Origin of the sequence: Variovorax paradoxus, assembly GCF_030815855.1 — a bacterium.
GTDB lineage: Bacteria > Pseudomonadota > Gammaproteobacteria > Burkholderiales > Burkholderiaceae_C > Variovorax > Variovorax paradoxus_M.
The window spans coordinates 5,332,724-5,356,707 of sequence record NZ_JAUSXG010000001.1 but is presented as its reverse complement, the minus strand read 5'-3'; the positions used below and the strand labels follow the sequence as shown (position 1 = coordinate 5,356,707).

Below are 23,984 nucleotides of genomic sequence, written 5' to 3'. Positions count from 1 at the left end.
GCGCTCAGCGCGCCGTGCTGCGCCAGCGCCGGGTGCGCAACTCGGTGACGAAGTAGGCCACGGTGGCGACAGCCAGCGGCAAGAGGTAGTAAAGCCCCCGGTAGACCAGCAGCACGCCCAGCAGCTTGCCTTGCTGCACCTCGTGTGAAAGCAGGGCAATGAACACCGCCTCCAGCACGCCGAGGCCGGCCGGCACGTGCGTGACCACGCCTGCGACTGCGGCGACCAGCAGCACCGCGAGCACCTGGTGATAGGCCACCTGGCCCTGCAGCAAGATCCAGATCACGCCGCCGATCAACGACCAGTTCAGGCACGACATGGCGAGCTGGAGCAGCGCCATGCGCAGCTTCGGCACCTTGAACAGATAGCGGCGCACGCGAAAGACACGCCCACTGGCCGACGCGCACAGCACCAGATAGGCCGCGGCCAGCAGCAGCAGCAGCGCGCCCAGAATGCGCAGGCCGCCGTTGTCGATCTTCCATTCATCCGGCAAGTCCATCGGCCAGAAGCAGAACGCCGCGCCCGCCACCACCAGGTAGCCGAGCCAGTTGGTCAGCATGCTGAAGCCGAGCACGCGGGTGATGGTGTCGTTGGAAAGGCCCAGCCGCGAATAGAGCCGGTAGCGAAACGCCACACCGCCCACCAGCGAACCGAGGTTGAGATTGAAGGCGTAGCTGATGAAGGTCACACCCATCACACTCGCTGCACGGAGCCGGTGGCGCGTGAGATACCGGCCCAGCAGGTCGTACGTGCTGTAGGTCGCAAAGCTGCCTGCGGCCAGCGCGCCCGCGATGAGCAGCGTGGCCGCGGGCAGCTCCCGCATGGCCTCGAACACCTCTTGCCAATCGATGGCGCGCGCCTGGCTCACGAGCAGCCACGCGATGAGGCCGAAAAAGCCCCAGACGGCGATGCGGCGCAGCCAGGGCCACCAGGGGCGATGCGCGAGGCTCAGGGTGCTCATGGGAAAGCCGCGGCGCCATGCGCCGTCGCGTTCGGCTCGGGGGCGGACCGGCGGTTCATGCGGCTTCCGTCGTCTGGGTGGCCCCGCCGCTCTCGCCGTTCTTCTCTCGCTGTTCGCGCTTTTCGGCAAGGTCGGTGGCCTCGGCGAGCGTCAGGCGCGGCACCTGGCGCGGCAGCCAGCCCAGCCACGAGGGATACCAGCGCAGGAAGTGGAAGATGAAGAAGCTGCGCACCAGCCGCCAGCCGCTCCATCCGCTTTCGAGATCGGCCTCGCCGATCGCCTTGCAGCTCACGCGCATGAGCGTGTCCATGCGTTGCCACAGCAGCTGGTTGAAAGCCTTGTCGCGCGCGATCACGTTCGCTTCGAGGTTCAGCGACAGGCTCAGCGGATCGAGGTTGCTCGAGCCGACCGTGGTCCAGTCGTCGTCGATCAGCGCAATCTTCGCGTGCAGCGGGCGGTCGCAGTACTCATAGATGCGCACGCCCGCATGCAGCAGGTGGTGGTAGAGCATGCTCGCGGCGGTCTTGACGATCGGCATGTCCGGCTCGCCCTGCAGGATGAGCCGCACGTCCACGCCGCGCCGCGCCGCGCGCCGCAGTTCCTTGATCAGCCGGTAGCCGGGAAAGAAATACGCATTGGCAATCACGATGCGCCGGCGCGCGGCGCGGATCGCGGCCAGGTACTGGCGCTCGATGTCGCTGGTGTGGCGGCGGTTGTCGCGCGTGACGAACATGGCTTCCACCTCGCCCACGGACTCGCGGGCCACCGGCGGTGCCTGCTTGAGGCGGCGGCGGAACCAGCCGGGCCCCTTGTCGCCGAGCGCAATGGCGCGCAGCACGAACTGGTGGATCGGCGCCACGATCGGTCCGCGAAGCTCGACCGCGTAGTCCTGCTTGGCCTTGGGCCCGAAGTCGAGCAGGTGGTCGGCCGAATAGTTGATGCCGCCGACAAACGCCAGCTCGCCGTCGACCACCACGATCTTGCGGTGCATGCGGCGGAACACGTTCAGCCGCTGGCCGAGGATGCGCTTGCCCGGATCGAACACCCGCATCTTCACGCCGACCGAACTCAGCCCTTCGATGAATTCGCGCGAAAGATCGGGCGAGCCGAAGCCGTCGACCAGCACGTCGACCTTCACGCCGCGCTGGGCCGCCGCGCGCATGGCGGCGTGCAGCGCCAGGCCGACCTTGTCCTCGAACAGGATGAAGGTCTCGACGATCACCTCGCGCTTCGCCTGGCGGATGGCGTCGAACACGCGCGGGAAGAACTCCTCGCCGTTCTCGAGCAGCGCAATTCGGTTGCCGCCGATCCAACGGCCGCTGCTATCCATGGCGGCCACCGTCAAGGCTCGCGGGCCTCGCCATCGATGCAAGCCGCGGCGCGGAGCGAACTGCGCAGGACATGGCGGTGGTCCATCTTCAAAGGTCGATGTTCGCCACCAGCGGCGCATGGTCCGACAAATGCGACCAGGGCTTGCGCGGCAGCACCACGGGCGCATGCACGCCCGCATTGCGGACATAGATGCGGTCGAGCGACAGCAGCGGAAAGCGCGACGGAAAGGTCTTGGCGGCCGAGCCGTTCGCATGAACGAACACCTCGCGCAGTGCCGCACCTTCTTCGAGCACCCGGTGGGCGCGGCCGCGCCAGTCGTTGAAATCGCCCGCCACGATCAGCGGCGCATCGGGCGGCACTTCGTCGCGCACGATGTGGCAGAGCAGTTCCAGCTGCTGCTGCCGGTGCGCCTCCGCCAGGCCGAGGTGGGCGCAAATCGCATGGACATCGACGGTGCGGCCCGGCAGGCGCAGCACGCAATGCAGCAGGCCCCGTTTTTCGGGCCCGGCCACCGACACATCGTGGTTGCGGTAATGCACGATCGGAAATTTCGACAGCACCGCGTTGCCGTGATGGCCACGCGGATACACGGCGTTGCGCCCGTACGCGAACTGCGGCCACATGGTGTCGGCCAGAAATTCGTAATGCGGCGCCTCGGGCCAGTTGTTCACCTTGCGCGAGTGGCGCGAATGGGTGCCGAGCACCTCTTGCAGGAACACCACGTCCGCGCCCACGGTGCGCACCGCATCCCGCAACTCCGGAAGAATGAACTTGCGGTTGAGCGCGGTGAAGCCCTTGTGGGTGTTCACGGTCATCACCTTGAGAGAGGTCGGCGCCGTAACGGCGAACGGAATCGGGGAAGAAGACATCTGTGCTGCGGTTGTACGTTGCCGCGCCGCCCGCGCCTGTAGGAACGCGCCACCTTCTTTCACGGCCGTTGCCGCTGCTTTCGCGCCAGGGCGGCGGACTCCTACAGGCAGGCCTGCCGCACCCCGACATGGGCGCCATTCCGGGCCTCCTACGGTGATTTCAGGGCCAGGGGAACGGCCCGTCTTTCTTCCTCATCGATTCGTTCATTCCTCGAGACACGCAAAGGAACACACCATGAAGCACGGAATCTTTCACGCCACGGTGCTGGCTGGCCTGATGGCCGCGGCCGGTGCCGCGATGGCGCAAGCCACATCGATACCCGCCCAGCCCGACCCGGCGGTGGGCGGCCAGGCCAGCACGCAAACGCCCTCCGGCGTGCCCAACCCGCCACAGCGCCCGGACAGCAGCCTGCCGAATTCGCGCGAGGCCGTGAAGGCCGAGGCGCGCGCCCACAACCGCAACAACACGAACAACCTGGTGCCGAAGGGCGAGGCCAGCACCACGGTGAACAGCCAACCCAATGCACTGCCGCAACCCACCGGCGAAATGTCGCGCGCCGAAGTCAGCCAGCAGGCCCGCAAGACCAAGCCCCAGTTCGGCCAGCGCGGTGAACGGCCGGAAGTACCGACGAACCCGACTGACAAGACCGGCACGCCTCAATAGTCCAGCGTCCACGTAATAAAAAAGCCCGCAGTGCACGAGGCACTGCGGGCTTTTGACTGCGTGCGCCGTACAGGCGCTTTTCGGCTCAGCAGGTCAGCTCTTGGCGGGCGCCGAGTGCTGGCCGTCGGCACCGCCATGGCCATGGTGGCCGCGATGCCCATGCATGCCGGCATGCACCGTTTCCGCGTCGAAGGTCTTCTGCTGTTCGGGCGTCAGCGCGCCGTAGAAGGTCTTCGTGGCTTCGGCGCGCTTGGCGAACCTGGCGCTGCGCTCGGCCTGGCGGGCCTGCATGCGCTCCAGCCGCTCGGGCGTGGTGAGCTTGGCGAATTCGGCGCGGTCCATGCGCTGCGGGCGGGCACCGGCGGGCGGCTGGCTGGCCGATGCGAAGGTGGTCCATGCGCTTTCCTGCGCGGCGGTCAGCTTGAGCTTTTCCTTCAGTGCGGCCAGGCGCTTGGCGCGGTGCTCTTGCATGCGCTCCATGCGCTGGGCCGGGTCCATGCGCTTGTGCTGCGCCTTGGATGCCGGGCCGTCAGCCTGCACGACGGCGGCCGACGGGGCGGCAGAAGTGGTCGGTGCGGCCGGAGCCTGTGCAAAGGCGCCCGAAGAGGCGAGGGCGGCTGAACCGAGAAGGCTGGCCCAGACGATGCGTTGGCGAAGAGAGATCATGAGAAGTGCTTCCTTTCGAAGAAGCCCGCCGCCAAGGGGCAGCAGGTGAAGCGAAGTGTGGAAGACCTGTGTATCTCCCAGGTGAGCCGAAAGTGAGCGTGCGTAAAGAATCATGAACCGCGCAGGCTCGGCCCTGTCGAAGCGTGATTTATTTGGGCCTGGGCTGCTTCAATCCACGATCGGGCGACTGCAGCTTGCCGGTGCGCATCTCGCCCACGGCCAGCGCCACGGCGCGCGCCACGTTGCGCACTTCTTCCTGCACGTCCGCATCGGCGTCGAGGGCGTCGTGGCTGGTGGCATAGGGTTCGTAGTAGCCGATGTAGCGGTCGAAGCGGGCTTGCGGGCCCGCATCGACCAGGCCCATCCAGTCGAGCCAGTCCGACAGGTTGCGGCGCACGCTCTCGGCGCCGGCCACATCGCCGTGCACCACCACGCCATAGACGCGGCCGCCGAGATGCTTGGGGTAGCCCCAGCCCTCGAGTTCGAGCGCCTTGGCCTCTTCGGGCTTCTTGCCGTGGGTGCTGGTGGGATCGGGGTTGCCGCCGTCGGCGCACACCAGCCGATCGATCATGAGCTTGAGCGGGCTGGCCGCCTGGTACCAGTGCGTGGGCGTGAACAGGATCACGCCGTGCGCGGCCACCCAGCGCTCGTAGATCTCGTTCATCCAGTCGCCGGTCTGGCGCATCGAATGGTTGGGATAGCAGCTGCAGGGCCAGTGGCACAGCGGCATCGCGGTGGACACGCAGCCCTTGCAGGGGTGGATGTGCCGGCCGTACTCCGAAGTGAGCAGGCTCAGGTCGAGCACGTCGGTTTCGATGCCGCAGCCTGCGAGCACCTCGCGCGCAAGCTGCAGCAGCCGCCATGTCTTCGATATTTCTCCGGGGCAGGTGCCATCGTTGCGCGGCGAGCCGTTGACCAGCAGCACGCGCGACCGCGTCTGTGGCTGGCCCCAAGCGGCCTGCGCCGCATCGATGCGCGCCTTGGCTTCGAGCCAGTCGATGGACAGGTCGTACTCAGGGTCCGCATAGCCAGGGCCGGCCTTGCGTGTGATGGGCGCCTTGCGGCCCTCCTGGTAGGCCTCCCATGCAATGAGTTCGACGCGCTGCAGCGCCTCCTTCTCGGCCTCGAAGGCCGGGTCTCGGAAAGGCTGCATGAAGCGCTCGTGGAACGCATCGCGCTGCAAGGTGTCGGGCGCCTGCCCCTTGCGGACCTGGGGAGCTCTGGGGGTGGGGGTCGGGCCGGGCTTGCTGGAGGGCATGGCAGCCAATCTATGCGCCTCGGCCGCGTGCGTGACCTGCGCGCGGCGCCGATTTTCGGTAGGCCTGCGACTACAGGGCTATTCGAATTTTCCGTTCTGAAAATCATGCACGGCCTGCTTCACCTGCTCCTGGGTGTTCATCACGAAAGGGCCGTACTGCGCAATCGGCTCTTGCAGCGGCCGGCCGGCGATCAGCAATGCGCGGGCCGGGCTGTGGTTGGTTGCGCCCGCGCGCAGCACCACGCCGTCGCTGCCGGGGTCGTTCGCCAGAATGGCCATGCGGCGCGTCGGCACCTCGCTGCCCGCGATCCACACCGACTCGCGGTACACGTACACCAGCGCGTTGTGGTCGTCGGCCAAGGGCTGGGCAAACTCGGCGCCCGGCGGCAGGCTGATGTCGAGGTAGAGCGGCTCGGTGCGCTCGCGCCGCACTGCGCCTTCGATGCCGTGGCTTTCGCCCGCGATCACCCGCACGTGCACGCCCGCGGCGGTGGTGTATTCGGGGATTTCCTCGCTTTGGATGTCGCGATACCAGGGCTCCCGCATCTTGTCCTTGGCCGGCAGGTTGAGCCAGAGCTGAAAGCCTTCCATCAGGCCTTCTTCCTGTTCGGGCAGCTCGCTGTGAACCAGCCCGCGGCCGGCCGTCATCCATTGCACGCCGCCGTTTTGCAGCAGCCCCTCGTGGCCCGCGCTGTCGCGGTGGCGCATGCGGCCCGCAATCATGTAGGTCACGGTTTCGAAGCCCCGGTGCGGATGGCTGGGAAAGCCGCCGATGTAGTCGCCGGGGTTGTCGCTGCCGAAGGCGTCGAGCATCAGGTACGGGTCGAGTCTTTTCTGCAGCGGCTGCTGCAGCACGCGGGTGAGTTTGACGCCGTCGCCATCGCTGGTGGAAACACCGGCCACGATGTGGTCGATGCCGCGCGGCGTGGCCACGGGATCGGTGGGGTGGTTTGCGTTCTTCATGCGGCCATGGTGGCACTAACGACCCGACCGCGCCACCTGTGGGGGTGCCGGTTTCAGGCTACGAACTCAGCGCGGCCACTGCTGCCGCTGCCAGTAGCGGTACTGCCAGCGCGTGGAAAAACCGGCACGCCGGTAGAGCGCATGGGCCGGGATGTTGTGCGCATCGACCTGCAGGAACACGCGTTCGAAACCGCGTTCGAGCGCAGCCTCTGCCAACCCGGCCAGCACGCGCCCGGCCAGGCCCCGGCCGCGCTGCGACTGCTCGGTGCGCATGCCGTGGACGCTGGCCCATCCGTGGCTGAAGGCCATGGCGCCTGCCGCGACGGTGCGGTGCCCTTCGCGCACGCTGGCATAGAGCGAGCCCTTGGCGCGGGACAGCGCCCGCACGCGATGGGCACCGTCGACCGGATCGAAGCCTTCCCCGAGGAACAGCCTGGCCCAGGCGTCGTCGGGTACGGGATCGACGTCGGCCGGTGCCACGCCGGCCGCGGCCACGTCGCGCATGCGCCTTGCCGAGCCGATCTGTACGCAGGTGGGCGAATCGCCCACGTAATGCCGTTGCTCCAGTTCGGCCCGCAGCGCATTGAAGCAGGGGACGTCGGCCAAGCGGAACGCGGGCACGAATTGGTGGCTGTCATAGCGGTCCTCGATGCGGTCGAGGGTGCTGTCGCTCACCGCCTGACGGTGCAGCGGAACGGCCGACCTCGCGCGCTTGACGGTGCCGTCGTCGAAGGGCAGCAGCCAGCCGTCGAGTTCCTCGACGGCCAGGGGCGACACGGCGGCGACCGTGGCGCGCTCGATGGCTTCGATCTCGTCGATGTCGCTCATGGCGCCGCCTCCGGTGCCGGGAATTTGGCGCCTGCCACGCTTTTGAGCAGCGCTTCGCGCTGGTTGCGGCTGATGCCGCGCACGCTCTCGGCCACCCACTTGGTGCGCTCCGGGTCGATTCGCCCGTCGTGCCGCCATCGCTCGAGCACGGCGTGCGGCTTGTGCAGCATGGCCGCGAGCCAGACCGCTTGCGCGGGCTCCAGGTTGCGCGCCGGCCGCTTGAAGTAGCGCCGCGCGGCGGCCTCGGCGCCGCACAGGTTGCCGCCCCAGGGCGCGTTGTCGAGGTAGAGCTGCAGGATGCGCGCCTTGCCCAGCGTCTGCTCCATTTCGACCGCGTAGAGCAGCTCGCGCAACTTGCGTTCGGCAGTGCGGTCGCTGCCGGTCACCAGCATCTTCGCGAGTTGCTGCGTCAGTGTGCTGCCGCCGCGCTTGAGCTGGCCGTCTTTCTGGTTGTTGTCGATCGAGGCGACGATTTCCGCCAGGTCGTAGCCGGCGTGGCTGAAGAAGCGCTGGTCTTCGGCCGCGATGACGGCCCGCGCCAGCCAGCTGTCGTTGGCCAGCTTCGCCGGCGCGCCGCAGCTGGTGCGTGCGCCGAGCATGGCTTCGGTACCCAGCCCTTCGACCGTGAACTGGCTGACGACGGGAATCACCGTGAACGTGCCTTCGGGCAGTGCGACGTTTCCGCGCAGTGCCAGCGTGCCGCCGATGCGGGCGCGCTGCAGTTCGGGCAGGCCGGGTGCGAGCACCGCGTACCAGCGGGCGATGGGCGCGTCCTTGATGTCGGCACTGAGCTGCAGGCTCTTGGGCGCGAGGCGCCCTTCCCATTGGCCGTGGATCACGGCCGCCGCATCGGCGCCGCGGGGCGTGGCCTCGAGCGTGCCCGCCAGCGTGTTGCCGTCGCGCTTGACGGTGGCGACCAGCCCCTCGACCTGGATCGGCTGCGTGCCGAGCGCCGGAACTTCCGCCGCGCAGGGAGCGCAGCGCAATTCGAGTGCGCCGGCTGCATCCTTCCAGGCGAAGTGCACGGTGCCGAAACGGGTGTCGAGCGAATGCCCGTCGAGCCGTGGCGCGAGCCACGGAGAGGTGGCCAGGCGCACCGCCGTGGGTACGCCGATTTCGAAGCTCAGCGGACCGGCCTTGACCGTGCTGCGCCATTCGCCGGCCGCGGGCGCAAGCGCCAGCTTTACTATCAAGAAGATAGCTAAACACGCGGTCACTACAAGGGCTACCAGCCCGTAAATCGCAGATCTCAGGGTCTTGTTCACACAACTCTCACATGGGTCTCGCCACCGTGACGGCTTGCCACGGACCGGTCGACTGCCCGCTGGCCGCCGCCCAGTACCAGGCTGAAGTGTCGGTGAAAGCGGTGCCTTCGGCATCGACGATGCGCTCGCAAACGCGGAACTTTTGCAGACCGTGCCGTTGCGCAACAAAACAGCGCCACAAACGCTCTTGCGCATCGCGTTCCAGGCGCGCCTGCTCGATGCGATAGCCGAGTGCGCGGTAACAATCGGCGGCCGGATGCAGCATTCGCGTAGGTGTGTTCACCGCGCGCATCACGATCATCTGCGTGCCGTCGGTCATGCGACCGATGGCGCCCGGGAAGCGGTCGGCAAAGCGCTGCTCGACCTCGCCGAGGGCCATCGGCCGCAGCGGAACGCCGTCCCATTCGCGTGGCCATTCGTGCGATGCCGCGGCGGCCACGGGTTCTTGCGGCGCGCGCAGCGCGGCGGCGGTCGACCACAACAGGCACAGCAGCATCGCGAGTGCGAACGCGGTCTTGTGGCCGATCCGGTTGATGAAGTGATTAGCGAAAAAGCTTTCAAAGAACCGTGTCGACATGGCGGCCTCCTTGCGCGGTGATCAGGCCCGGAATGGGCCGGTCGGCGAATTCGGGCGCGGCGCGCGCCGGCACCATCAGGCGGGCGATACCGCCGCACACCGCAGCCAGCACCGCAAGACCGAGCATGTTGTGCGCCCACGGCGCCAGCGGATGCCCCGCGCCTTCGAACGCAATCAGCACGCTGTTGCGCAAGATGTTGCCGCCCAGCACCAGCAGGCCCACCATCGGCAGCCGGCGCAGAAAGCCGCGGTCGCTCCGGCCCGCCCAGAGCGCAACCGCGCAGGCGGTGAAGTAGCCGAGCCACACCATCTGCACGCCCGAACACGGCGCATCGACGATGACCAGCCGGCCATCCACCAGCAGGCTGCTGCCCTCGCGCGCCACGCTGAAACCGGGCGCCAGCAGCCAGCGGCTCGCCTCGGCCGTGACCACGCGCAGCGGATAGCCCGCGTAGAACTGCAGCGACGACAGCAGCGGCAAGGCCAGCACCGCGAGCCCGGCCACCGGCAACGCGGCCACGCGCCGCGGCAGGAAGGCCAACAAGCCGCATGCCAAGGCCAGCACCGCCACCAGGCTCGCAGCGAGTGGGGGCAAGGCGGGCAAGGCACCGAGCCCCGTGCGCAGCAGCGTCGCCAGCAAGGTCCCGGCGCCTGCCAAAGCCAGCCAGCCCAGCCGCGGCGCGGCACGCAGTTCGCGCCGCTGTTGCCATGCGAGCGCGGCCAGTGCGGCCAGCGCCAGGAGGCCCAGCGGGTCGTCGGAGCCGTCGCGCATGCGCTGGACCATCCAGGCCCAGGTCGGCGCGAGCGCGGCGAACTGCAGCGCGAGCCAGAAGGCGGCCGGTGCGCGGTCGATGTGAATGCCCCCCTCCACGATGCGCGGATGGCGATGGGCAAGTGCGGCCAGTGACATTTGTTTTTTTCCTTTTTTCCGCGCTCAGGCCGTGAAGCGGCGCGGATCATGGCGCCGCGCGCGGCGGCGCAGCATGGCGAGCATCGACAGCACGACGGCAATGGCGCCCAGGGTTTCAGGCTCGGGCGTGCTCGGCACTTCGGCACCCAGCGCCAGCTCGCTCACGCCTTGCGGCAACGGCAGCGGTTGGTTCACGTCGACGCTGTTCTGCGGCGCAAGGTTGCGCACCACCTTGTCCACCGCGATGAAACTGGTGTACTGCGTCAGCAGGCTGTACTTGAGGCCAAGCTCGGTGATGCGCTCCTTGAAGGCGGTGCCGCCTTCGAGCGTTTCCTGGTCGCTCAGGCTCTGGACGCGGTGGCGCGCCCACAGCGTGCGCAGCGCGGCGGTGTCCTGGCGCATTTGCGGGTCGATGCGCAGCTCCTGGCGGTACGGGCCGTTGGCGCCCTGGCCTTCGACGATGACGCGGCCCCGGGCCTTGCCTTCGGCATCGGCGCGCCACTTGCCGAACACGATCACCGGGCGTTCGCCCAGCACGTCGGGCAGCGCCTGCGGTTCCACGTCGTACACGTCGAGCCCGCCGAAAGTGACCTTCACGTTCGTGAGCACCGGCGACTCCACCATGCGGCGAAAGCGCGCGGCCTGCTCCGGCGCCTGGACCGGGTCGGTGATGATGAAGGGCTCACCCATGCCGGCGCGCGCAATGCCTTCCATCAGGCTGCGGTTCACCGACGAGCCGATGCCGAAGGCGAACACATTGGCCTTCGAGAGGTTCTTGCGCACCAGTTCGAAAGCCTCGCGCTCGACGCTCACGTAGCCGTCGGTCATCAGCACCACGGTGCGCGACACCTTCTCTTCCTTCGGCTCGGCATAGACGCGCTTGAGTGCGGGAATCAGCTCGGTGCTGCCGCTGCCGCTGTAGTTCTGGATCGTGGCCAGCGCCTGCTCGATGTTGGCGCGCGTGGCCGGCACCGATTGGGGCGAGAGCATCTTGTTGCTGCCCGAGAACAGCAGCACGTTGAAGGTGTCGCTCGGGCGAAGCCCGCCGATCAGGCGCTCGAGCACTGTCTTGGCCGTGTCGAGTGGAAAGCCATGCATCGACCCCGAAATGTCGACCACGAAGATGTAGTCGCGCGGCGAAATGGCGCTGGCGGCCACGGCCTTGGGCGGCTCGATCATCGCAAGAAAGAAGTTCTCGGCGCTTCCATCGGTGTTCTGCCCCTGGCCCTTGTAGAGCATCAGACCCGATTCGATCTTCTCGCCCGCAAGGCGATAGTCGAGCACGAAGTCGCGATTGTCCGCGGGCCGGCCGTCGGCCGTGAGCACCACGTCGGCATGCCGCTCTTCATCGCTCTTCTTCACCTCGATGGCGTGGGTGTTCGAGCGCACTTCCTTCAGGCCCATCGGCGTGTCGATGCTGGCCTTGAGCGTGAAGCGGGTGTTGGGCGCCACGCCCGCGCGCAGCGTGGGCTGTGCCATCCATTGGGCCTGGTCGTTCTCCGATTGCGGGCTGTTGTAGCGCGGGCCCACCACGGTGGGGAACACGAACGCATAGTTGCCCGACTGCGGCACCAGCAGCTCGGTGTAGCGCAGCTCCACCTTCACTTCATCGCCCGGCAGGATGTTCGCGACATTCATCTGGAACACGTTGGGCAGGTGCTGCTCGAGCAGCGCGGCGGTCTTGCCTTCCTTCTTCGCGGCGTCGTATTCGATCTGTGCCTGCTGCTTCTCGCGGATCTGCGCGGTGATCAGGCGATCGGCCAGCCGCACGTTGAGGCCGCTCACTGCGGCCTTGGTCGAGCCTGGGAAAACGTACTTGGCTTCGATGGCGCGCTGGCCTTCGTTGCGGTAGGTCTGCGTCACGGTCACATCGGCAATGACGCCCGAGATCTTCACCGCCACCTCGGTTCCCTTGAGCGGCAGGCGGTCGACCGAAGGGTCGTCGCTCTTCACGAGGAAATACGGGCTCTCGGTCTTCAGCCGCGGGCCCGTTGCTTCCTGCGCATGCACGGGGTGCACGCTGAGCGCGACGAATCCCGCGGTGGCCAGGCCCACGGTGGCGAGCCAGAGCCAGCGGCCGGGGCGGGTGGAGATTTGGGCGTCCATGGCGGTGTGATGTGGGTGTCCGTGCGAACTTGCACAGCCGCAACTGTCACCACCGTGCGAGAAGGAAATTGGAAGGCTGCTTGAAGTCCGGCATCCCGGATGCCGCCTGTGTGAAGCCTGTGTGAAGTCCGCCGGCGGCCCCGCTTCACACAGCCTTCGGGTCGCGCGGCGAGCATCGCCGCTTCGCTACCGAAGAGGAGAAGAAAACATGTTCCAGTTGTTCAAGGCCCTGCAGAGTTCCATGCTGGTCAAGGTCGCCGGCCTGCTCGTACTCACGCTCTTGCTGTGCATTCCATTGGCCGAAATCAATTCGATCAACCGCGAGCGCGGCCGCAGCCAGCGCGAGGCGGCCGAGGAGCTTGCCGCCACCTATGCGAGCGCGCAGACCATGGTGGGCCCGGTGCTGCTGGTGCCTTATGTGGAACGCTGGGTGGAGCCGCTGCGCGACGCCCAAGGCAAGGTGATCGGCCAGGAGGCGCGCAGCAAGGAAATGGCCCACGCGGTGTTTCCCGACAAGCTGCACATCGAAGGTTCGATGGCGCCGCACGAGCGCTACCGCGGCATCTTCAGGATTCCGTTCTACACGCTCAACGCCACGCTCGGCGGCGGTTTTTCCGCCTTCGACCCCCAATCGGTGGCGCACAGCGAAGCCGATTCCCGCATCGAGTTCAAGGCGCCCTTCGTCGTCTTCTACGTGAGCGATCTGCGCGGACTCGACGGTTCGCCGTCCATCGCGATGAATGGCGAGGGCCTGCGTTTCAAGCAGCGCGTGCCCGGCCTGGCGGACGACAGCTGGCTGGCCGACAGCATCCACGCACCGCTGGCCGGTGCCGCACTCGCCGCGTGGGAATCGAAGGCGCCGTTGCCCTTCGAAATGAAGCTCGGCCTCGTGGGACAAGACACGCTCTCGATGGTGCCGATTGCCGAAGAGACCACCGCCCACCTGAGCTCGCCCTGGGCGCATCCGAGTTTCGGCGGCCGCTTTCTCGCCGCGAAGCGCGATGTGACGCCACAAGGCTTCGATGCGCACTGGCGCGTGTCGTCTCTGGTGACCTCGGCGCGCGAGCAGGTGCGCGCCGGACTGTCGGGGCGCGATACCGGTGCCGCCGCCACGGCAGCAGCTGTCGCGGTACCGGCAAACCACCGCGGACCGCGCGAGCTCGGGCCGCTGCAGACCTTCGATGTTTCCCTTGCGCAGCCCGTCAACGTGTACTCGATGAGCACGCGCGCCGGCAAGTACGGCGCGCTCTTCATCGGTCTGGTGATCATGGCGGCCTTCATGTTCGAGCTGTTCCGCAGGCAGCGCATGCACCCGGTGCAATACGGGCTCGTGGGCCTCTCGATCGCGCTGTTCTTCCTGCTGCTGCTGGCCCTGTCCGAGAAGCTGGCCTTCTGGCTGGCCTATGCCAGCGCGGCCGGCGCGAGCGTGCTGCTGCTCGGTATCTACTTCAGCGCGGTTTTGCAAAGCTGGAAACGCGGCGCGGGCTTCGGGGCCTATGTCGCGGTACTCTATGGCGCGCTCTACGGCCTGCTGGCATCGGAAAGCAATGCCCTGCTGCTCGGCGCCCTGCTGACATTCGGCATGCTGACGGTGCTGATGCTCGCGACCCGCAAGGTCGACTGGTATGCGTTGTCGACCGGGAACCCCCGAACGACCGAGCCAGTCTCACCTGAAGTGGCTCCGTCCGTGTAACGGACGCTACCGACTGTTTTTCCTAACCACTGATTTCCATGGACGATTCCTCTCCTTCCACCGAACCGGCGCGCTCCGAACGCTCGACGCGGCTGCGGCACATTGCGCGGTGGAGCGCCATTGCGGGCGGTTCCGCTGCGCTGGTTCTGCTGGTGGCCGCCGGTGTGGCGGTGGCCGTCATCTATCCGCGGCTGCCCGACATTTCGGAGCTCGCCGACTACCGGCCCAAGCTGCCGCTGCGCGTGTATTCGGTCGAGGGCACGCTCATCGGCGAGTTCGGCGAAGAGCGCCGCACGCTCACGCCCTTTGCCAACATTCCGAAGGTGATGAAAGACGCCGTGCTTGCAGTGGAAGACGCGCGCTTCTACGCCCATGGCGGCGTCGACTACAAGGGCTTCGTGCGCGCGGCGGTGGCCAGCCTGAAGGGCGGCCGCAAGCAGGGCGCTTCCACCATCACGATGCAGGTGGCGCGCAATGTGTACCTGAGCTCGGAACGCACGCTGAGCCGCAAGACCTACGAAATTTTGCTGGCCCTGCGGCTCGAGCAGCAGCTCACGAAGGACCAGATCCTCGAGATCTATCTGAACCAGATCTATCTTGGCAACCGCGCCTATGGTTTTGCGGCGGCCTCCGAGGCGTATTTCGGCAAGCCGCTGCAGAACGTCACCACGGCCGAGGCCGCCATGCTGGCCGGCCTGCCGAAGGCACCCGGCGCCAACAACCCGGTGGCCAACCCGCGCCGCGCCCGCGCGCGCCAGCTCTACGTGATCGACCGCATGCACGAAACCGGCTTCATCACCGCCGAACAGGCGGCCGAGGCCAAGAAGGAAGAACTGCATCTGCGCGACGCCGCCGACCCGGACCGGCTGCATGCCGAGTACGTGGCCGAAACGGTGCGCCAGATGATGTATGCGCAGTACGGCGACAGCATCTACACCAGCGGCATGAAGGTCTACACCTCGCTGGTCGCGGCCGACCAGGCGGCAGCCTACCGGTCGCTGCGCAAGGGCATCATGGATTACGAGCGGCGCCAGCCTTATCGCGGCCCCGAGCGCTTCGTGGATCTGCCCGACGACCCCAAGGAAGCCGACGAGGCCGTCGACGACGCGCTGGCCGAACACCCCGACAACGGCGACGTGATGGCGGCCGTGGTGCTGGAGGCCAACAGCAAGGAAATCAACGCGGTGCGCGCCAATGGCGAAACCGTGCAGATCACCGGCGAAGGCCTCCGGCCTGCACAGTCGGGCCTTGCCGCCAAGGCGCCGCCGAATATCAAGATCCGGCGCGGCGCGGTGATCCGCGTGGCAAGAACGCCGAAGAACAGCTGGGAAATCACGCAGCTGCCCGAGGTCGAAGGCGCCTTCATCGGCATGGACCCGCGCACCGGTGCCATCAAGTCGCTGGTAGGCGGCTTCGATTTCGGCAAGAACAAGTTCAACCACGTCACGCAGGCCTGGCGCCAGCCGGGCTCCAGCTTCAAGCCGTTCATCTACTCGGCCGCACTGGAGAAAGGCTTCACGCCGTCCACCATCGTCAACGACGCGCCGCTGTACTTCGAGCCGAGCACCCCGGGCGGCCAGCCCTGGGAACCGAAGAATTTCGACGGCGGCTTCGAAGGACCGATGCCGCTGCGCACCGCGCTGATGAAGTCGAAGAACCTGGTGACGATCCGCCTGCTGCAATCCATCGGCGCACCGTACGCGCAAGACTGGATCACCAAGTTCGGCTTCGACAAGGACAAGCATCCCGCCTACCTGCCGATGGCACTCGGCGCGGGATCGGTCACGCCGATGCAGATGGCCAGCGCCTACTCGGTATTCGCCAACGGCGGCTACCGCGTCAATCCGTACCTGGTCACGCGCGTGACCGACCTGCGCGACAAGGTGCTGCTCGAAACCGAACCGCCGGTGCTCGACGAAACCCGCCGCGCCATTCCCCAGCGCAATGCCTTCATCATGGATTCGCTGCTGCAAAGCGTGGTGAAGGGCGGCACCGCCGCGCGCGCCTACCAGGCGCTCAAGCGCGACGACCTGTTCGGCAAGACCGGCACCACCAACGACTCGTTCGACACCTGGTTCGCGGGTTTCCAGCCCACGACCGTGGGCATTGCATGGATCGGCTACGACACGCCGCGCCAATTGGGCGTGCGCGGCGAAACCGGCGGCAGCCTGAGCCTGCCGATCTGGATCGGCTACATGCAGACGGCGCTCAAGGGCGTGCCGGTCAGCAAGATTCCGGAGCCTCCGGGCGTCGTCAATGTCGACGGCGAGTGGTACTTCGACGATTTCACGCCCGGCCACAGCGTGGCGAGCCTGGGTGTCGAGAACACCGAGGCGGCGCCGCCGCCGGCGGAAGAACTCACGGGCGCGCCCCTGGGCGCGCCGCCACCGCCCGAGGAGCGCAATCGCATCCTCGATTTCTTCCGGTAGCGCGCGAAAGGGCAGCGCCCAGGAAACGGGGTGGGCAGGGCGAACGGGGCGGTGTCTCTACACTCGGTGCTGCCTTCCGCTCCACCTTCTGCACGCCCACGCCCTCATGGAAATTCTTACCCTGGTGACCCTGCTTGTCGTCGGCGCCTACATCCTCAAGTCCAGGGACCAGCGCCAGCGCATCGCGCTGCTCGGAAGCCATCTCGGCAGATACCAGATCGAAAGGCTGATGGAATCACTCACCGAGGGGTACCTGCGCTGCCTCGGCGAAGACGACGCCGAGCGGCGCCAGCAGATCTGGAGCCTGCTCGATTCCACCGAGGAAAAGCTTTCGGCCCAGTTCGACAGCTTTGCCGCCGAGTTCGCGCGCGTCGACGAAGCCGACACCCGCGTGAGCAAGCTGCCGCTGGCGATTCCCTTCGCGCACAAGCTGTTCCCCGCGGCCACCTTCGACCTGCGGGAAGCGCTGACTATCCACGCGCGCGGCATTGCCGACGTGATGCGCAACGAATCGGGCCGCACGCCCAAGGCCAAGGCCTTCACCATGTCGGCCGAGCTGTTCCTGATGCAGCACACCTGCCATTGGTTCTGCAAGTCGAAGACCGTGGCGTCGGCGCGCATGCTGGCGAGGCACAAGACCTCGTACGAGCAATTGCTCGGCGCCGTGAGCCCCGCAACCCGCCGGGCCTACGGCGCGCTCACCGGGCAGTAGTCCGCAGTTGGCCCGTCCTCAGTGATGTGACGACAAAAGCGGCAGCGTGAGCGTGGCCACCGCGCCGCCGCGCGCCGCATTGCCGAGTTCGATGCGTCCGCGGTGCAGCGCGGCAATCTCCTTCACGAAGGCCAGCCCGAGCCCGGTGCTTTTCTTCTGGCTGTGCGGCCGCGCCAGCGAATAGAACTTCTGAAAGACTTTTTCCTGCGCGTAGTCCGGAATCCCCGGGCCGCGGTCGCGCACGGTCACGCGCGCGAGCTTCGAGGTGGTTTCCAGCGTCAACAGCACTTCGCTGCCCTCCGGTGAAAAATCGATGGCGTTGTCGAGCAGGTTGCTGATCGCGCGGCGCAGCAGGAACGGGTCGCCTTCGGTGCTGGCCTCGGCGCGGATGTTCACGCGCACGCTGATGTCGCGCTTGGCCGCCGCGGGCTGCGCGCTGATGGCGATGTCCTCGATCAGCGATGCCAGCGCCACGGGCTCGGTGCGGTCGAGGCCGTGGCGGGTTTCCAGCGCGGTGAGTTCCATCATGCGGTCGACGATCTCCTGGATGCGCTGCGTTTCGCGTTCGATGTTCTTCAGGAAGCGCTCACGCTCCGCATGCGGCATCGACGGTTCCTGCAGCAGCTCGGCCGCGCCGCGAATCGCCGACAGCGGGCTCTTCACTTCGTGCGTGAAGGTCTGCACGTAGTCGGCCACGTAGTTGCGGCCGGTGAGCGCATCGCGCATTTCGCTGAAGCCGGCGCGCACCGCATCGACCGCGCGCCGCGCCATGCGCGAAAGGCTCAGGGTGCGCTGGGCGCGCACCCATTTCCAGTAGTCCGAAATCAGCCCGAAGGGCCGCACCAGCCAGACCGAGACGATCACCGCCAGCAGCAGCAGCGCCAGGCCAGACCCCACGCCCACCCACAGCGTGCGGGCGCGCGCGTCTTCCACGAACTGGCCGAAGCTCTGCACCGGCTTGCCGACGCTGGCCATGCCGACGATCTCGTTGTTCCAGCGGATCGGCGCGCCCACGTACATCACCGAGGTGCGTGGGTCGCCGTCGACGTCGCGCGACGTGCGGGCGCCGTACAGACCCGCGAGCGTGCGGCTCACGTCGCTCCACTGCGAGTAGTCGGCACCCAGGTGCCTGCCGAGCGAATCGAACATCACGCGGCCGCTGCGGTCGGTGACGTACACGCGCAGTTCGACGCGGTTCTTGTGCAGGTTGTAGATCTGCGCGGAGAACTCGCGCGCATAGACCGTGCGGAACAGCGGCTCGAGCCGTGCGGTGTTGATGGCGCCGGCGATCACGTCCTGCTCGACCAGGCTGGCCACGAGCTGCGAGGTTTCGACCAGCGACTCTTCGGCCGATTCGCGGTAGCGCGGATCGATGTCCGACACCACGCGGTAGAGCAGGAACGCGATGCCCGCCGTGTAGATCAGCAGAATCCCGATGAAGATGCGCGTGCGCCGACTCACGACGCGCCGAGAGGCAGTTCTTCGTTCAGCGCATAGCCGGTGCCGCGCAGCGTGCGGATCGGCTCGACCTCGGGGGCCACCATCTTGAGCTTGGCGCGCAGAGTCTTGATGTGCGCGTCGACCGTGCGGTCGAAGCTGTCGCTTGCGTCGTCCCAGACCAGTTGCAGCAATTCGTCGCGCGTGAAAACGCGGCCCGGCCGCTGCACCAGCAGCCGCAAAAGGCCGTATTCGTAGCGCGAGAGCTCGAGCAGGCGGCCGTAGTAGCGGATCTGCATGCGCTCGTTGTCAAGCGCAAACGGCATTGTGGGGGGCTGTGCGGCCGCTGGAGCCGCCGCACCCGGAATTTGAGGGGGTACCCCGTTGGTCGTCGCCACGGACCCTCCAGGGACCGCTCGGGCACTGCGACGGAGGATGGTGCGCACCCGCGCCACCAGTTCGCGCGGAGAAAAGGGCTTGGCGATGTAGTCGTCGGCACCGAGTTCCAGCCCGACCACGCGGTCGATCTCGTCGCTTCTTGCGGTGAGAAACAGCATCGGCACCTCGGCGCCCCCCTGCGACTGGTTCAGCGCGCGCAGGCGCTTGAAAAGCTCGAAGCCGTTGAGGTCGGGCAGGCCCACGTCCAGGATGGCCAGCGCCGGCGGCTCCTGCGCGAACTGCGCGATGGCTTCTTCGGCCGTTGCGCACCAGACCGGCGTGAAGCCGTCGCTTTTCAGGACGTACTGCAGGGTGTCGGCAATGCCCGATTCGTCTTCGGCGATCAGGATCCGGGGTTTGAAACTCATCCCCGGATGTTAGCGAGGGGGCGAGGTCTGGCGCAGGAGCGTTTGGGTGCGTGGCGCCGCGAACACGGCGCGGCCGTTCGCGGCCTTTTTTTCGGGCGCGGCACTGGCGCCTTGTCTTCTTCTTATCTCTCTTATTCAAATTAGTAGTAGTAGATAAGGGAAGCCCCTGTCTGTGGACATGCCGGTTTTTCCCTTGCGTGACAGTGACTTGTCATACCTCTGTCACTGTGCGCAGCCCTGCTTCCGAGCTGTCGCGCCAAAAGGAACAACATTGCCCGGCGCGTCCGGCCTGTGGATAACCGCCTGCTTGTGCCGGAACTCTCCCCAGAGTTGTCCTTTGACAGGGCTCCGCAAATCTGCCAAAGACGGTTTTCGGTGCAAGAAATTCAGTGCCACTTATTTAGGCAGAATGTAGATTTTCCTTGTAGATCAATCACTTAGCGTTCTCTTACAAAGAAGTGCGAGTGTTATCCACAGAGTTGCTCAAGCTTTGTGGGGAGAACACCCGGCGGAACCTTCGCGCGCGATGCCGAACGAACTTCGTCCTTCAATCAGTGGAAATTCCAACGTGACACCTACCGAAACCAAGGCCATCGTGACGCTCAGCCTGCTGGCCGCCTTCGTCGACGGCGACAAGCACGAACGCGAACGCGCCGAGATCAAGCGCATTGCCGAAGGCCTTTCGCAGGCCGACGGCGTGAATCTGCCCACGCTCTACCAGGACGTGTTGATGAAGCGCGTCTCGCTCGCCTCGGTGGCCGGCGATCTGCAAAGCGTCGAATCGAAGCAGCTGGGCTATGAAATGGCGGTGTGCGTGTGCGATGCCGACGGCACGCAGTCGGAGGCGGAACGCATGTTTTTGGCGGACGTGCGCACCTCGCTCGGGCTCGATGCCTCGGCGGCGCAGTTTTCCCGCCAGGCGGAGGAAATTGCGGCGGTTCCAGTGGCGGCAACTGTTCCGGCCACCGGTGCGGCTGCGGCAACGGCGCCTGCCGCGGTGCCATCGCCCGACAGTGCCGAACTCGACAAGTCGATCCTCAACGCGGCCATTCTCAACGGCGCGCTCGAGCTGCTGCCTGAAACGCTCTCGACCATGGCAATCATTCCGCTGCAGATGAAACTGGTCTACCGCATCGGCAAGGCCCATGGCTACGAGCTCGACAGCGGCCACGTCAAGGATTTCCTGGCCACGGTCGGCGTGGGGCTGACGTCGCAGTACCTGGAGCAAGCCGGACGCAAGCTGCTCGGCGGCCTGCTCGGGAAGATGGGCGGCGGCCTGTTGCGCGGACTCGGCAACCAGGCGGTGAGCTCGGGCATGAGCTTTGCCTCGACCTATGCCTTGGGGCACGTGGCCAAGCGCTACTACGCCGGGGGCCGCACGCTCTCGGCGCAGATGCTGAAAGACACGTTCGCCGGCGTGGTGCAGGAGGGCAAGGGCCTGCAGACCCAGTACCTGCCGGCCATCCAGGAAAAGGCCCGCACGCTGGATGCCGGAAAAGTGCTGTCGCTGGTCCGGGGAAACTAGCCGGCCAGGTCGTCGAGGATCGGGCAGTCGGGGCGCGCGTCGCCGTGGCAGCAATGCACCAGGTGCGCGAGCGTGTTGCGCATCGACTGCATGTCGGCAATGCGCTGCTCCAGTTCGCCCAGGTGCCTCTGCGCCACGCGCTTCACGCTGGCGCTCGCACGCCGGCGGTTGTGCCACAGCCCGACCAGCTCGGCGATTTCTTCCATCGAAAAACCGAGATCGCGCGAGCGCTTGATGAAGCGCAGCGTGTGGATGTCGGCGTCGCCGTACTGCCGGTAGCCGCTTTCGGTGCGCGCCACCGCAGGCAAGAGGCCGAGGCCTTCATAGTGCCGCACCATGCGCGCCGAAACCCCCGAGAGCCTTGCGGCTTCGCCGATGGAGACGGTGCCGAAGCTGTTGCTCATTGCACCGTGTAGCCGGCGTTCTCGATCGCGGCGACGATGTCCTGGCGAGGCTGTGCGCTCAGCACGTCGACATGGCCCGTTTCGAGATCGACAGTGACCTGCGCTTCGGGGTCGACCGTCTGTACCGCGTTTTGCACGGCGCTCACGCAATGGCCGCAGCTCATGCCCGAGACCTGGAATTTCTGGCTCATCGTTCTTGCTCCTGTTGAAGTTGAATGAAGTGAGGCGCCAGTTTGAACCCTCTCACGATGTCAATGTCCAGCGCAGGGACACTGCGCTACTTGTTTGACCTTGCCATGATGTGAGACTTTAGCCTTCGGGCATGGACAATCTGCAACCCTATCCCTCGAACCCCATGAGCACCCTGGATCTTTCCGTCGGCGGCATGACCTGCGCTTCTTGCGTCATGCGCGTGGAGCGCGCGCTCAAGAGCGTGCCGGGCGTGCAGGACGTCAGCGTGAACCTGGCCACCGAATCGGCCCGCGTGGTGGCGGCCGATGGCGAAGACATGGATGCGCGGCTGCGCCGTGCCGTGCGCGCCGCGGGCTACGAGCCGCGCGCCGCCGGCCATGCGGCCGACGATGGCGCGGCCCTCTCGCCCTGGCATGGCTTCGGGCCTGTGGGCATCGGCCTTTTGTTGTCGCTCCCGTTGCTGGCGCCGATGCTCGGGCAACCCTTCGGCGAGGACTGGATGCTCCCACCGTGGGTGCAGCTGCTGCTGGCGGCGCCGGTGCAGTTCTGGCTCGGCGCGCGCTTCTACCGCGCGGGCTGGCATGCCGCCAGGGCAGGCACCGGCAACATGGATCTGCTGGTGGCGCTCGGCACCAGTGCGGCCTTCGGGTTGTCGCTCTGGCTCTGGTGGCGCGCGGCGACGGGCGGGCACGCAGGACACGGCGCCGTGCCCCATCTCTACTTCGAAGCGTCGGCCGTGGTCATCACGCTGGTGCTGCTCGGCAAATGGCTGGAGGCGCGCGCCAAGCGGCAAGCCACCTCGGCCATCCGCGCGCTGCAACAGCTGCGGCCCGAAGTTGCGCACCTGGTGGGAAAACGCGGCGAAAGCGATGTGCCGATCGGCGAGGTGATGGTGGGCGACTTGCTCGCGGTTCGGCCGGGCGAACGCGTGCCGGCCGATGCGCGCGTGGTCGAGGGCGAGTCGGAAGTCGACGAATCGATGCTCACCGGCGAGCCGCTGCCGGTGCCGAAGCGGCCTGGCGATGCATTGACGGGGGGCGCAGTCAACGGCGACGGCCGCATGGTCGTCGAGGTGAGGGCGGTCGGTGCCGAGAGTGTGCTGGCACGCATCATCCGCCTGGTCGAGGACGCACAGGCCGCCAAGGCGCCGATCCAGCGGCTGGTCGACCAGGTCGCGGCCGTGTTCGTTCCCGTGGTGCTGGCGATTGCGCTGGCCACGCTGGCGGGCTGGCTGCTCGCGGGCGCCGGTACCGAGCTCGCCATGATCCACGCCGTGGCCGTGCTGGTCATTGCCTGCCCCTGTGCGCTGGGTCTCGCAACGCCGGTGGCTGTCATGGCCGGCACCGGCGTGGCGGCGCGCGGCGGCATCCTGATCAAGGACGCGCGTGCGCTGGAGCTCGCGCACCGCGTCGATACCGTGGCTTTCGACAAGACCGGCACGCTGACGCTGGGACGGCCGGTGCTCACTGCCCTCGTGCCCGTGGCGGGCCTCCGTGGTGAAGCCGAACTGCTCGCCACGGCTGCGAGTCTGCAAGGCGGCAGCGAGCATCCGCTGGCGCGTGCCGTGCTGGCGACCGCCGCACAGCGCGGATTGCAGGCGCCGCCCCCGGCGGCCATGCAGGCGATGCCCGGTCGCGGTGTGCGCGGCGAAGTCGATGGCGAGACCTGGGCCATCGCGAGCCTGCGCTGGTGCGCGGAACTCGGCGTGGTTGCCGACGCCGCGCAGGTCGAGAGCCTGCATGCGCAGGGTGCCACGGTGTCGGCGCTGCTGCGCTTCGATGCGGAAGGCACTGCACAGGTGCAGGCGCTGCTGGCCTTTGCCGACGAGCCCAAGCCCGAAGCCGCCGAAGCCATTCGCACGCTGCATGCGCGGGGCCTGCGCGTGGTGATGATCTCGGGCGACAACCTGCGTGCCGCGCAAGCGATGGCAGCCCGGCTGGGCATTGCGGCCGAGGATGTGCGCGCCGATGTGCTGCCGGCCGACAAGGCGGCGCAGGTGAGCGCCCTCAAGAAAGACGGCCACGTGGTCGCCATGGTCGGCGACGGTGCCAACGATGCGCCCGCACTGGCGGCGGCCGACGTGGGGATTGCCATGGCACCTGCGGGCGGCGGCACCGATGTGGCGATGGAAGCCGCGGGCATCACGCTGATGCGCGGCGACCTGGCATTGGTGGCCGAGGCGCTCGACCTTTCGGCACGCACGGTCGCGAAGATCCGGCAGAACCTGTTCTGGGCCTTTGCCTACAACGTGGCCGGTATTCCGCTCGCGGCGTTCGGGCTGCTGAGTCCGGTGGTGGCCGGTGCGGCGATGGCGCTGTCGAGCGTCAGCGTGATGGCCAATGCGCTGCTGCTGCGGCGCTGGAAGCCCTGAGTTCGTTCTGCGAGAA

The 23,984-nt window shown here is 67.1% G+C and carries 21 protein-coding genes; 6 read left to right on the top strand and 15 right to left on the bottom strand.

From position 1 onward, the window contains the following. Nucleotides 1–4: 4 nt before the first annotated feature. The 3 genes from QFZ42_RS25455 to QFZ42_RS25445 all read right to left on the bottom strand — a co-directional run bounded on the left by QFZ42_RS25455 (nucleotide 5) and on the right by QFZ42_RS25445 (nucleotide 3,162). Nucleotides 5–961: a lysylphosphatidylglycerol synthase domain-containing protein gene (locus QFZ42_RS25455; RefSeq protein WP_307703641.1), complete on the bottom strand. Its 957-nt coding sequence runs from the start codon at nucleotides 959–961 to the stop codon at nucleotides 5–7. Between the two features lie 55 nt (nucleotides 962–1,016). Next, nucleotides 1,017–2,291, bottom strand: coding sequence for a cardiolipin synthase ClsB (gene clsB, locus QFZ42_RS25450; RefSeq protein WP_307703640.1), 1,275 nt, complete (start codon nucleotides 2,289–2,291; stop codon nucleotides 1,017–1,019). 88 nt (nucleotides 2,292–2,379) lie between these two features. Then, nucleotides 2,380–3,162 carry an endonuclease/exonuclease/phosphatase family protein gene (locus tag QFZ42_RS25445; protein ID WP_307703639.1) on the bottom strand — a complete coding sequence of 261 codons (783 nt, stop codon included), beginning with the start codon at nucleotides 3,160–3,162 and terminating at the stop codon, nucleotides 2,380–2,382. 235 nt (nucleotides 3,163–3,397) lie between these two features. Between QFZ42_RS25445 and QFZ42_RS25440 the strand changes: the two genes are divergently transcribed. Beyond that, nucleotides 3,398–3,826: a serine/threonine protein kinase gene (locus tag QFZ42_RS25440; RefSeq protein WP_307703638.1), complete on the top strand. Its 429-nt coding sequence runs from the start codon at nucleotides 3,398–3,400 to the stop codon at nucleotides 3,824–3,826. A 93-nt stretch (nucleotides 3,827–3,919) separates the two neighbouring features. Here the strand turns inward: QFZ42_RS25440 and QFZ42_RS25435 are convergent, their stop codons facing one another. The 8 genes from QFZ42_RS25435 to QFZ42_RS25400 all read right to left on the bottom strand — a co-directional run bounded on the left by QFZ42_RS25435 (nucleotide 3,920) and on the right by QFZ42_RS25400 (nucleotide 12,399). Next, nucleotides 3,920–4,492, bottom strand: coding sequence for a Spy/CpxP family protein refolding chaperone (locus QFZ42_RS25435; protein ID WP_307703637.1), 573 nt, complete (start codon nucleotides 4,490–4,492; stop codon nucleotides 3,920–3,922). Nucleotides 4,493–4,640: 148 nt separating this feature from the next. Then, nucleotides 4,641–5,750, bottom strand: coding sequence for a flavodoxin family protein (locus QFZ42_RS25430; RefSeq protein ID WP_307703636.1), 1,110 nt, complete (start codon nucleotides 5,748–5,750; stop codon nucleotides 4,641–4,643). Nucleotides 5,751–5,828: 78 nt separating this feature from the next. Continuing rightward, entirely contained in the window at nucleotides 5,829–6,713 is an 885-nt protein-coding gene (locus tag QFZ42_RS25425; RefSeq protein ID WP_307703635.1) for a pirin family protein, read from the bottom strand. Between the two features lie 66 nt (nucleotides 6,714–6,779). Continuing rightward, nucleotides 6,780–7,541: a GNAT family N-acetyltransferase gene (locus tag QFZ42_RS25420; RefSeq protein WP_307703634.1), complete on the bottom strand. Its 762-nt coding sequence runs from the start codon at nucleotides 7,539–7,541 to the stop codon at nucleotides 6,780–6,782. Continuing rightward, nucleotides 7,538–8,734 (bottom strand): biosynthetic peptidoglycan transglycosylase, encoded by a 1,197-nt coding sequence (locus QFZ42_RS25415; protein WP_307703633.1) that lies wholly within the window; start codon nucleotides 8,732–8,734, stop codon nucleotides 7,538–7,540. Before QFZ42_RS25415 ends, QFZ42_RS25420 begins: the two co-directional genes overlap by 4 nt. Nucleotides 8,735–8,813: 79 nt before the next feature. Then, on the bottom strand, nucleotides 8,814–9,383 hold the full coding sequence (locus QFZ42_RS25410; RefSeq protein WP_307703632.1) for a hypothetical protein: 570 nt from the start codon (nucleotides 9,381–9,383) through the stop codon (nucleotides 8,814–8,816). Further along, entirely contained in the window at nucleotides 9,364–10,293 is a 930-nt protein-coding gene (gene xrtQ, locus QFZ42_RS25405; RefSeq protein WP_307703631.1) for an exosortase Q, read from the bottom strand. The genes QFZ42_RS25410 and xrtQ overlap by 20 nt, the downstream gene beginning before the upstream one ends. A 24-nt stretch (nucleotides 10,294–10,317) precedes the next feature. Next, a complete protein-coding gene (locus QFZ42_RS25400) occupies nucleotides 10,318–12,399 on the bottom strand; it encodes a VIT and vWA domain-containing protein (RefSeq protein ID WP_307703630.1) in 2,082 nt (693 codons plus the stop codon). Between the two features lie 208 nt (nucleotides 12,400–12,607). Here QFZ42_RS25400 and creD point away from each other — a divergent pair, with 208 nt between their 5' ends. The 3 genes from creD to QFZ42_RS25385 all read left to right on the top strand — a co-directional run bounded on the left by creD (nucleotide 12,608) and on the right by QFZ42_RS25385 (nucleotide 17,233). Then, a complete protein-coding gene (gene creD, locus QFZ42_RS25395; protein ID WP_307703629.1) occupies nucleotides 12,608–14,092 on the top strand; it encodes a cell envelope integrity protein CreD in 1,485 nt (494 codons plus the stop codon). Nucleotides 14,093–14,130: 38 nt separating this feature from the next. Then, nucleotides 14,131–16,521 (top strand): penicillin-binding protein 1A, encoded by a 2,391-nt coding sequence (locus QFZ42_RS25390; RefSeq protein WP_307703628.1) that lies wholly within the window; start codon nucleotides 14,131–14,133, stop codon nucleotides 16,519–16,521. Between the two features lie 106 nt (nucleotides 16,522–16,627). Beyond that, a complete protein-coding gene (locus QFZ42_RS25385) occupies nucleotides 16,628–17,233 on the top strand; it encodes a hypothetical protein (protein WP_307703627.1) in 606 nt (201 codons plus the stop codon). Nucleotides 17,234–17,251: 18 nt separating this feature from the next. Here the strand turns inward: QFZ42_RS25385 and creC are convergent, their stop codons facing one another. Together creC and creB are read right to left on the bottom strand one after the other, a co-directional pair. Further along, a complete protein-coding gene (gene creC, locus QFZ42_RS25380; protein WP_307703626.1) occupies nucleotides 17,252–18,694 on the bottom strand; it encodes a two-component system sensor histidine kinase CreC in 1,443 nt (480 codons plus the stop codon). Next, nucleotides 18,691–19,476, bottom strand: a complete 786-nt coding sequence (gene creB / locus QFZ42_RS25375; RefSeq protein ID WP_307703625.1) for a two-component system response regulator CreB — start codon at nucleotides 19,474–19,476, stop codon at nucleotides 18,691–18,693. The genes creC and creB overlap by 4 nt, the downstream gene beginning before the upstream one ends. A 568-nt stretch (nucleotides 19,477–20,044) precedes the next feature. On the opposite strand from creB, the gene QFZ42_RS25370 reads away from it, so the two are divergent. After that, nucleotides 20,045–21,001 (top strand): YcjF family protein, encoded by a 957-nt coding sequence (locus QFZ42_RS25370; RefSeq protein WP_307703624.1) that lies wholly within the window; start codon nucleotides 20,045–20,047, stop codon nucleotides 20,999–21,001. Here the strand turns inward: QFZ42_RS25370 and cueR are convergent. Both cueR and QFZ42_RS25360 read right to left on the bottom strand, forming a co-directional pair. After that, a complete protein-coding gene (gene cueR / locus QFZ42_RS25365) occupies nucleotides 20,998–21,405 on the bottom strand; it encodes a Cu(I)-responsive transcriptional regulator (protein ID WP_307703623.1) in 408 nt (135 codons plus the stop codon). The two genes, QFZ42_RS25370 and cueR, sit on opposite strands and share 4 nt — an antisense overlap. Beyond that, nucleotides 21,402–21,596, bottom strand: coding sequence for a heavy-metal-associated domain-containing protein (locus tag QFZ42_RS25360; protein ID WP_307655995.1), 195 nt, complete (start codon nucleotides 21,594–21,596; stop codon nucleotides 21,402–21,404). Before QFZ42_RS25360 ends, cueR begins: the two co-directional genes overlap by 4 nt. A gap of 131 nt (nucleotides 21,597–21,727) precedes the next feature. On the opposite strand from QFZ42_RS25360, the gene QFZ42_RS25355 reads away from it, so the two are divergent. Continuing rightward, complete coding sequence (locus tag QFZ42_RS25355; protein ID WP_307703622.1) at nucleotides 21,728–23,968, top strand: heavy metal translocating P-type ATPase; 2,241 nt, start codon at nucleotides 21,728–21,730, stop codon at nucleotides 23,966–23,968. The last annotated feature ends 16 nt before the right edge of the window (nucleotides 23,969–23,984 follow it).

Coding starts and splice junctions, on each gene's coding strand:
- QFZ42_RS25455 (WP_307703641.1), bottom strand. CDS start 961: ATGAGCACCCTGAGCCTCGCGCATCGCCCCTGGTGGCCCTGGCTGCGC.
- clsB (WP_307703640.1), bottom strand. CDS start 2,291: ATGGATAGCAGCGGCCGTTGGATCGGCGGCAACCGAATTGCGCTGCTC.
- QFZ42_RS25445 (WP_307703639.1), bottom strand. CDS start 3,162: ATGTCTTCTTCCCCGATTCCGTTCGCCGTTACGGCGCCGACCTCTCTC.
- QFZ42_RS25440 (WP_307703638.1), top strand. CDS start 3,398: ATGAAGCACGGAATCTTTCACGCCACGGTGCTGGCTGGCCTGATGGCC.
- QFZ42_RS25435 (WP_307703637.1), bottom strand. CDS start 4,492: ATGATCTCTCTTCGCCAACGCATCGTCTGGGCCAGCCTTCTCGGTTCA.
- QFZ42_RS25430 (WP_307703636.1), bottom strand. CDS start 5,750: ATGCCCTCCAGCAAGCCCGGCCCGACCCCCACCCCCAGAGCTCCCCAG.
- QFZ42_RS25425 (WP_307703635.1), bottom strand. CDS start 6,713: ATGAAGAACGCAAACCACCCCACCGATCCCGTGGCCACGCCGCGCGGC.
- QFZ42_RS25420 (WP_307703634.1), bottom strand. CDS start 7,541: ATGAGCGACATCGACGAGATCGAAGCCATCGAGCGCGCCACGGTCGCC.
- QFZ42_RS25410 (WP_307703632.1), bottom strand. CDS start 9,383: ATGTCGACACGGTTCTTTGAAAGCTTTTTCGCTAATCACTTCATCAAC.
- xrtQ (WP_307703631.1), bottom strand. CDS start 10,293: ATGTCACTGGCCGCACTTGCCCATCGCCATCCGCGCATCGTGGAGGGG.
- QFZ42_RS25400 (WP_307703630.1), bottom strand. CDS start 12,399: ATGGACGCCCAAATCTCCACCCGCCCCGGCCGCTGGCTCTGGCTCGCC.
- creD (WP_307703629.1), top strand. CDS start 12,608: ATGTTCCAGTTGTTCAAGGCCCTGCAGAGTTCCATGCTGGTCAAGGTC.
- QFZ42_RS25390 (WP_307703628.1), top strand. CDS start 14,131: ATGGACGATTCCTCTCCTTCCACCGAACCGGCGCGCTCCGAACGCTCG.
- QFZ42_RS25385 (WP_307703627.1), top strand. CDS start 16,628: ATGGAAATTCTTACCCTGGTGACCCTGCTTGTCGTCGGCGCCTACATC.
- creB (WP_307703625.1), bottom strand. CDS start 19,476: ATGAGTTTCAAACCCCGGATCCTGATCGCCGAAGACGAATCGGGCATT.
- cueR (WP_307703623.1), bottom strand. CDS start 21,405: ATGAGCAACAGCTTCGGCACCGTCTCCATCGGCGAAGCCGCAAGGCTC.
- QFZ42_RS25360 (WP_307655995.1), bottom strand. CDS start 21,596: ATGAGCCAGAAATTCCAGGTCTCGGGCATGAGCTGCGGCCATTGCGTG.
- QFZ42_RS25355 (WP_307703622.1), top strand. CDS start 21,728: ATGGACAATCTGCAACCCTATCCCTCGAACCCCATGAGCACCCTGGAT.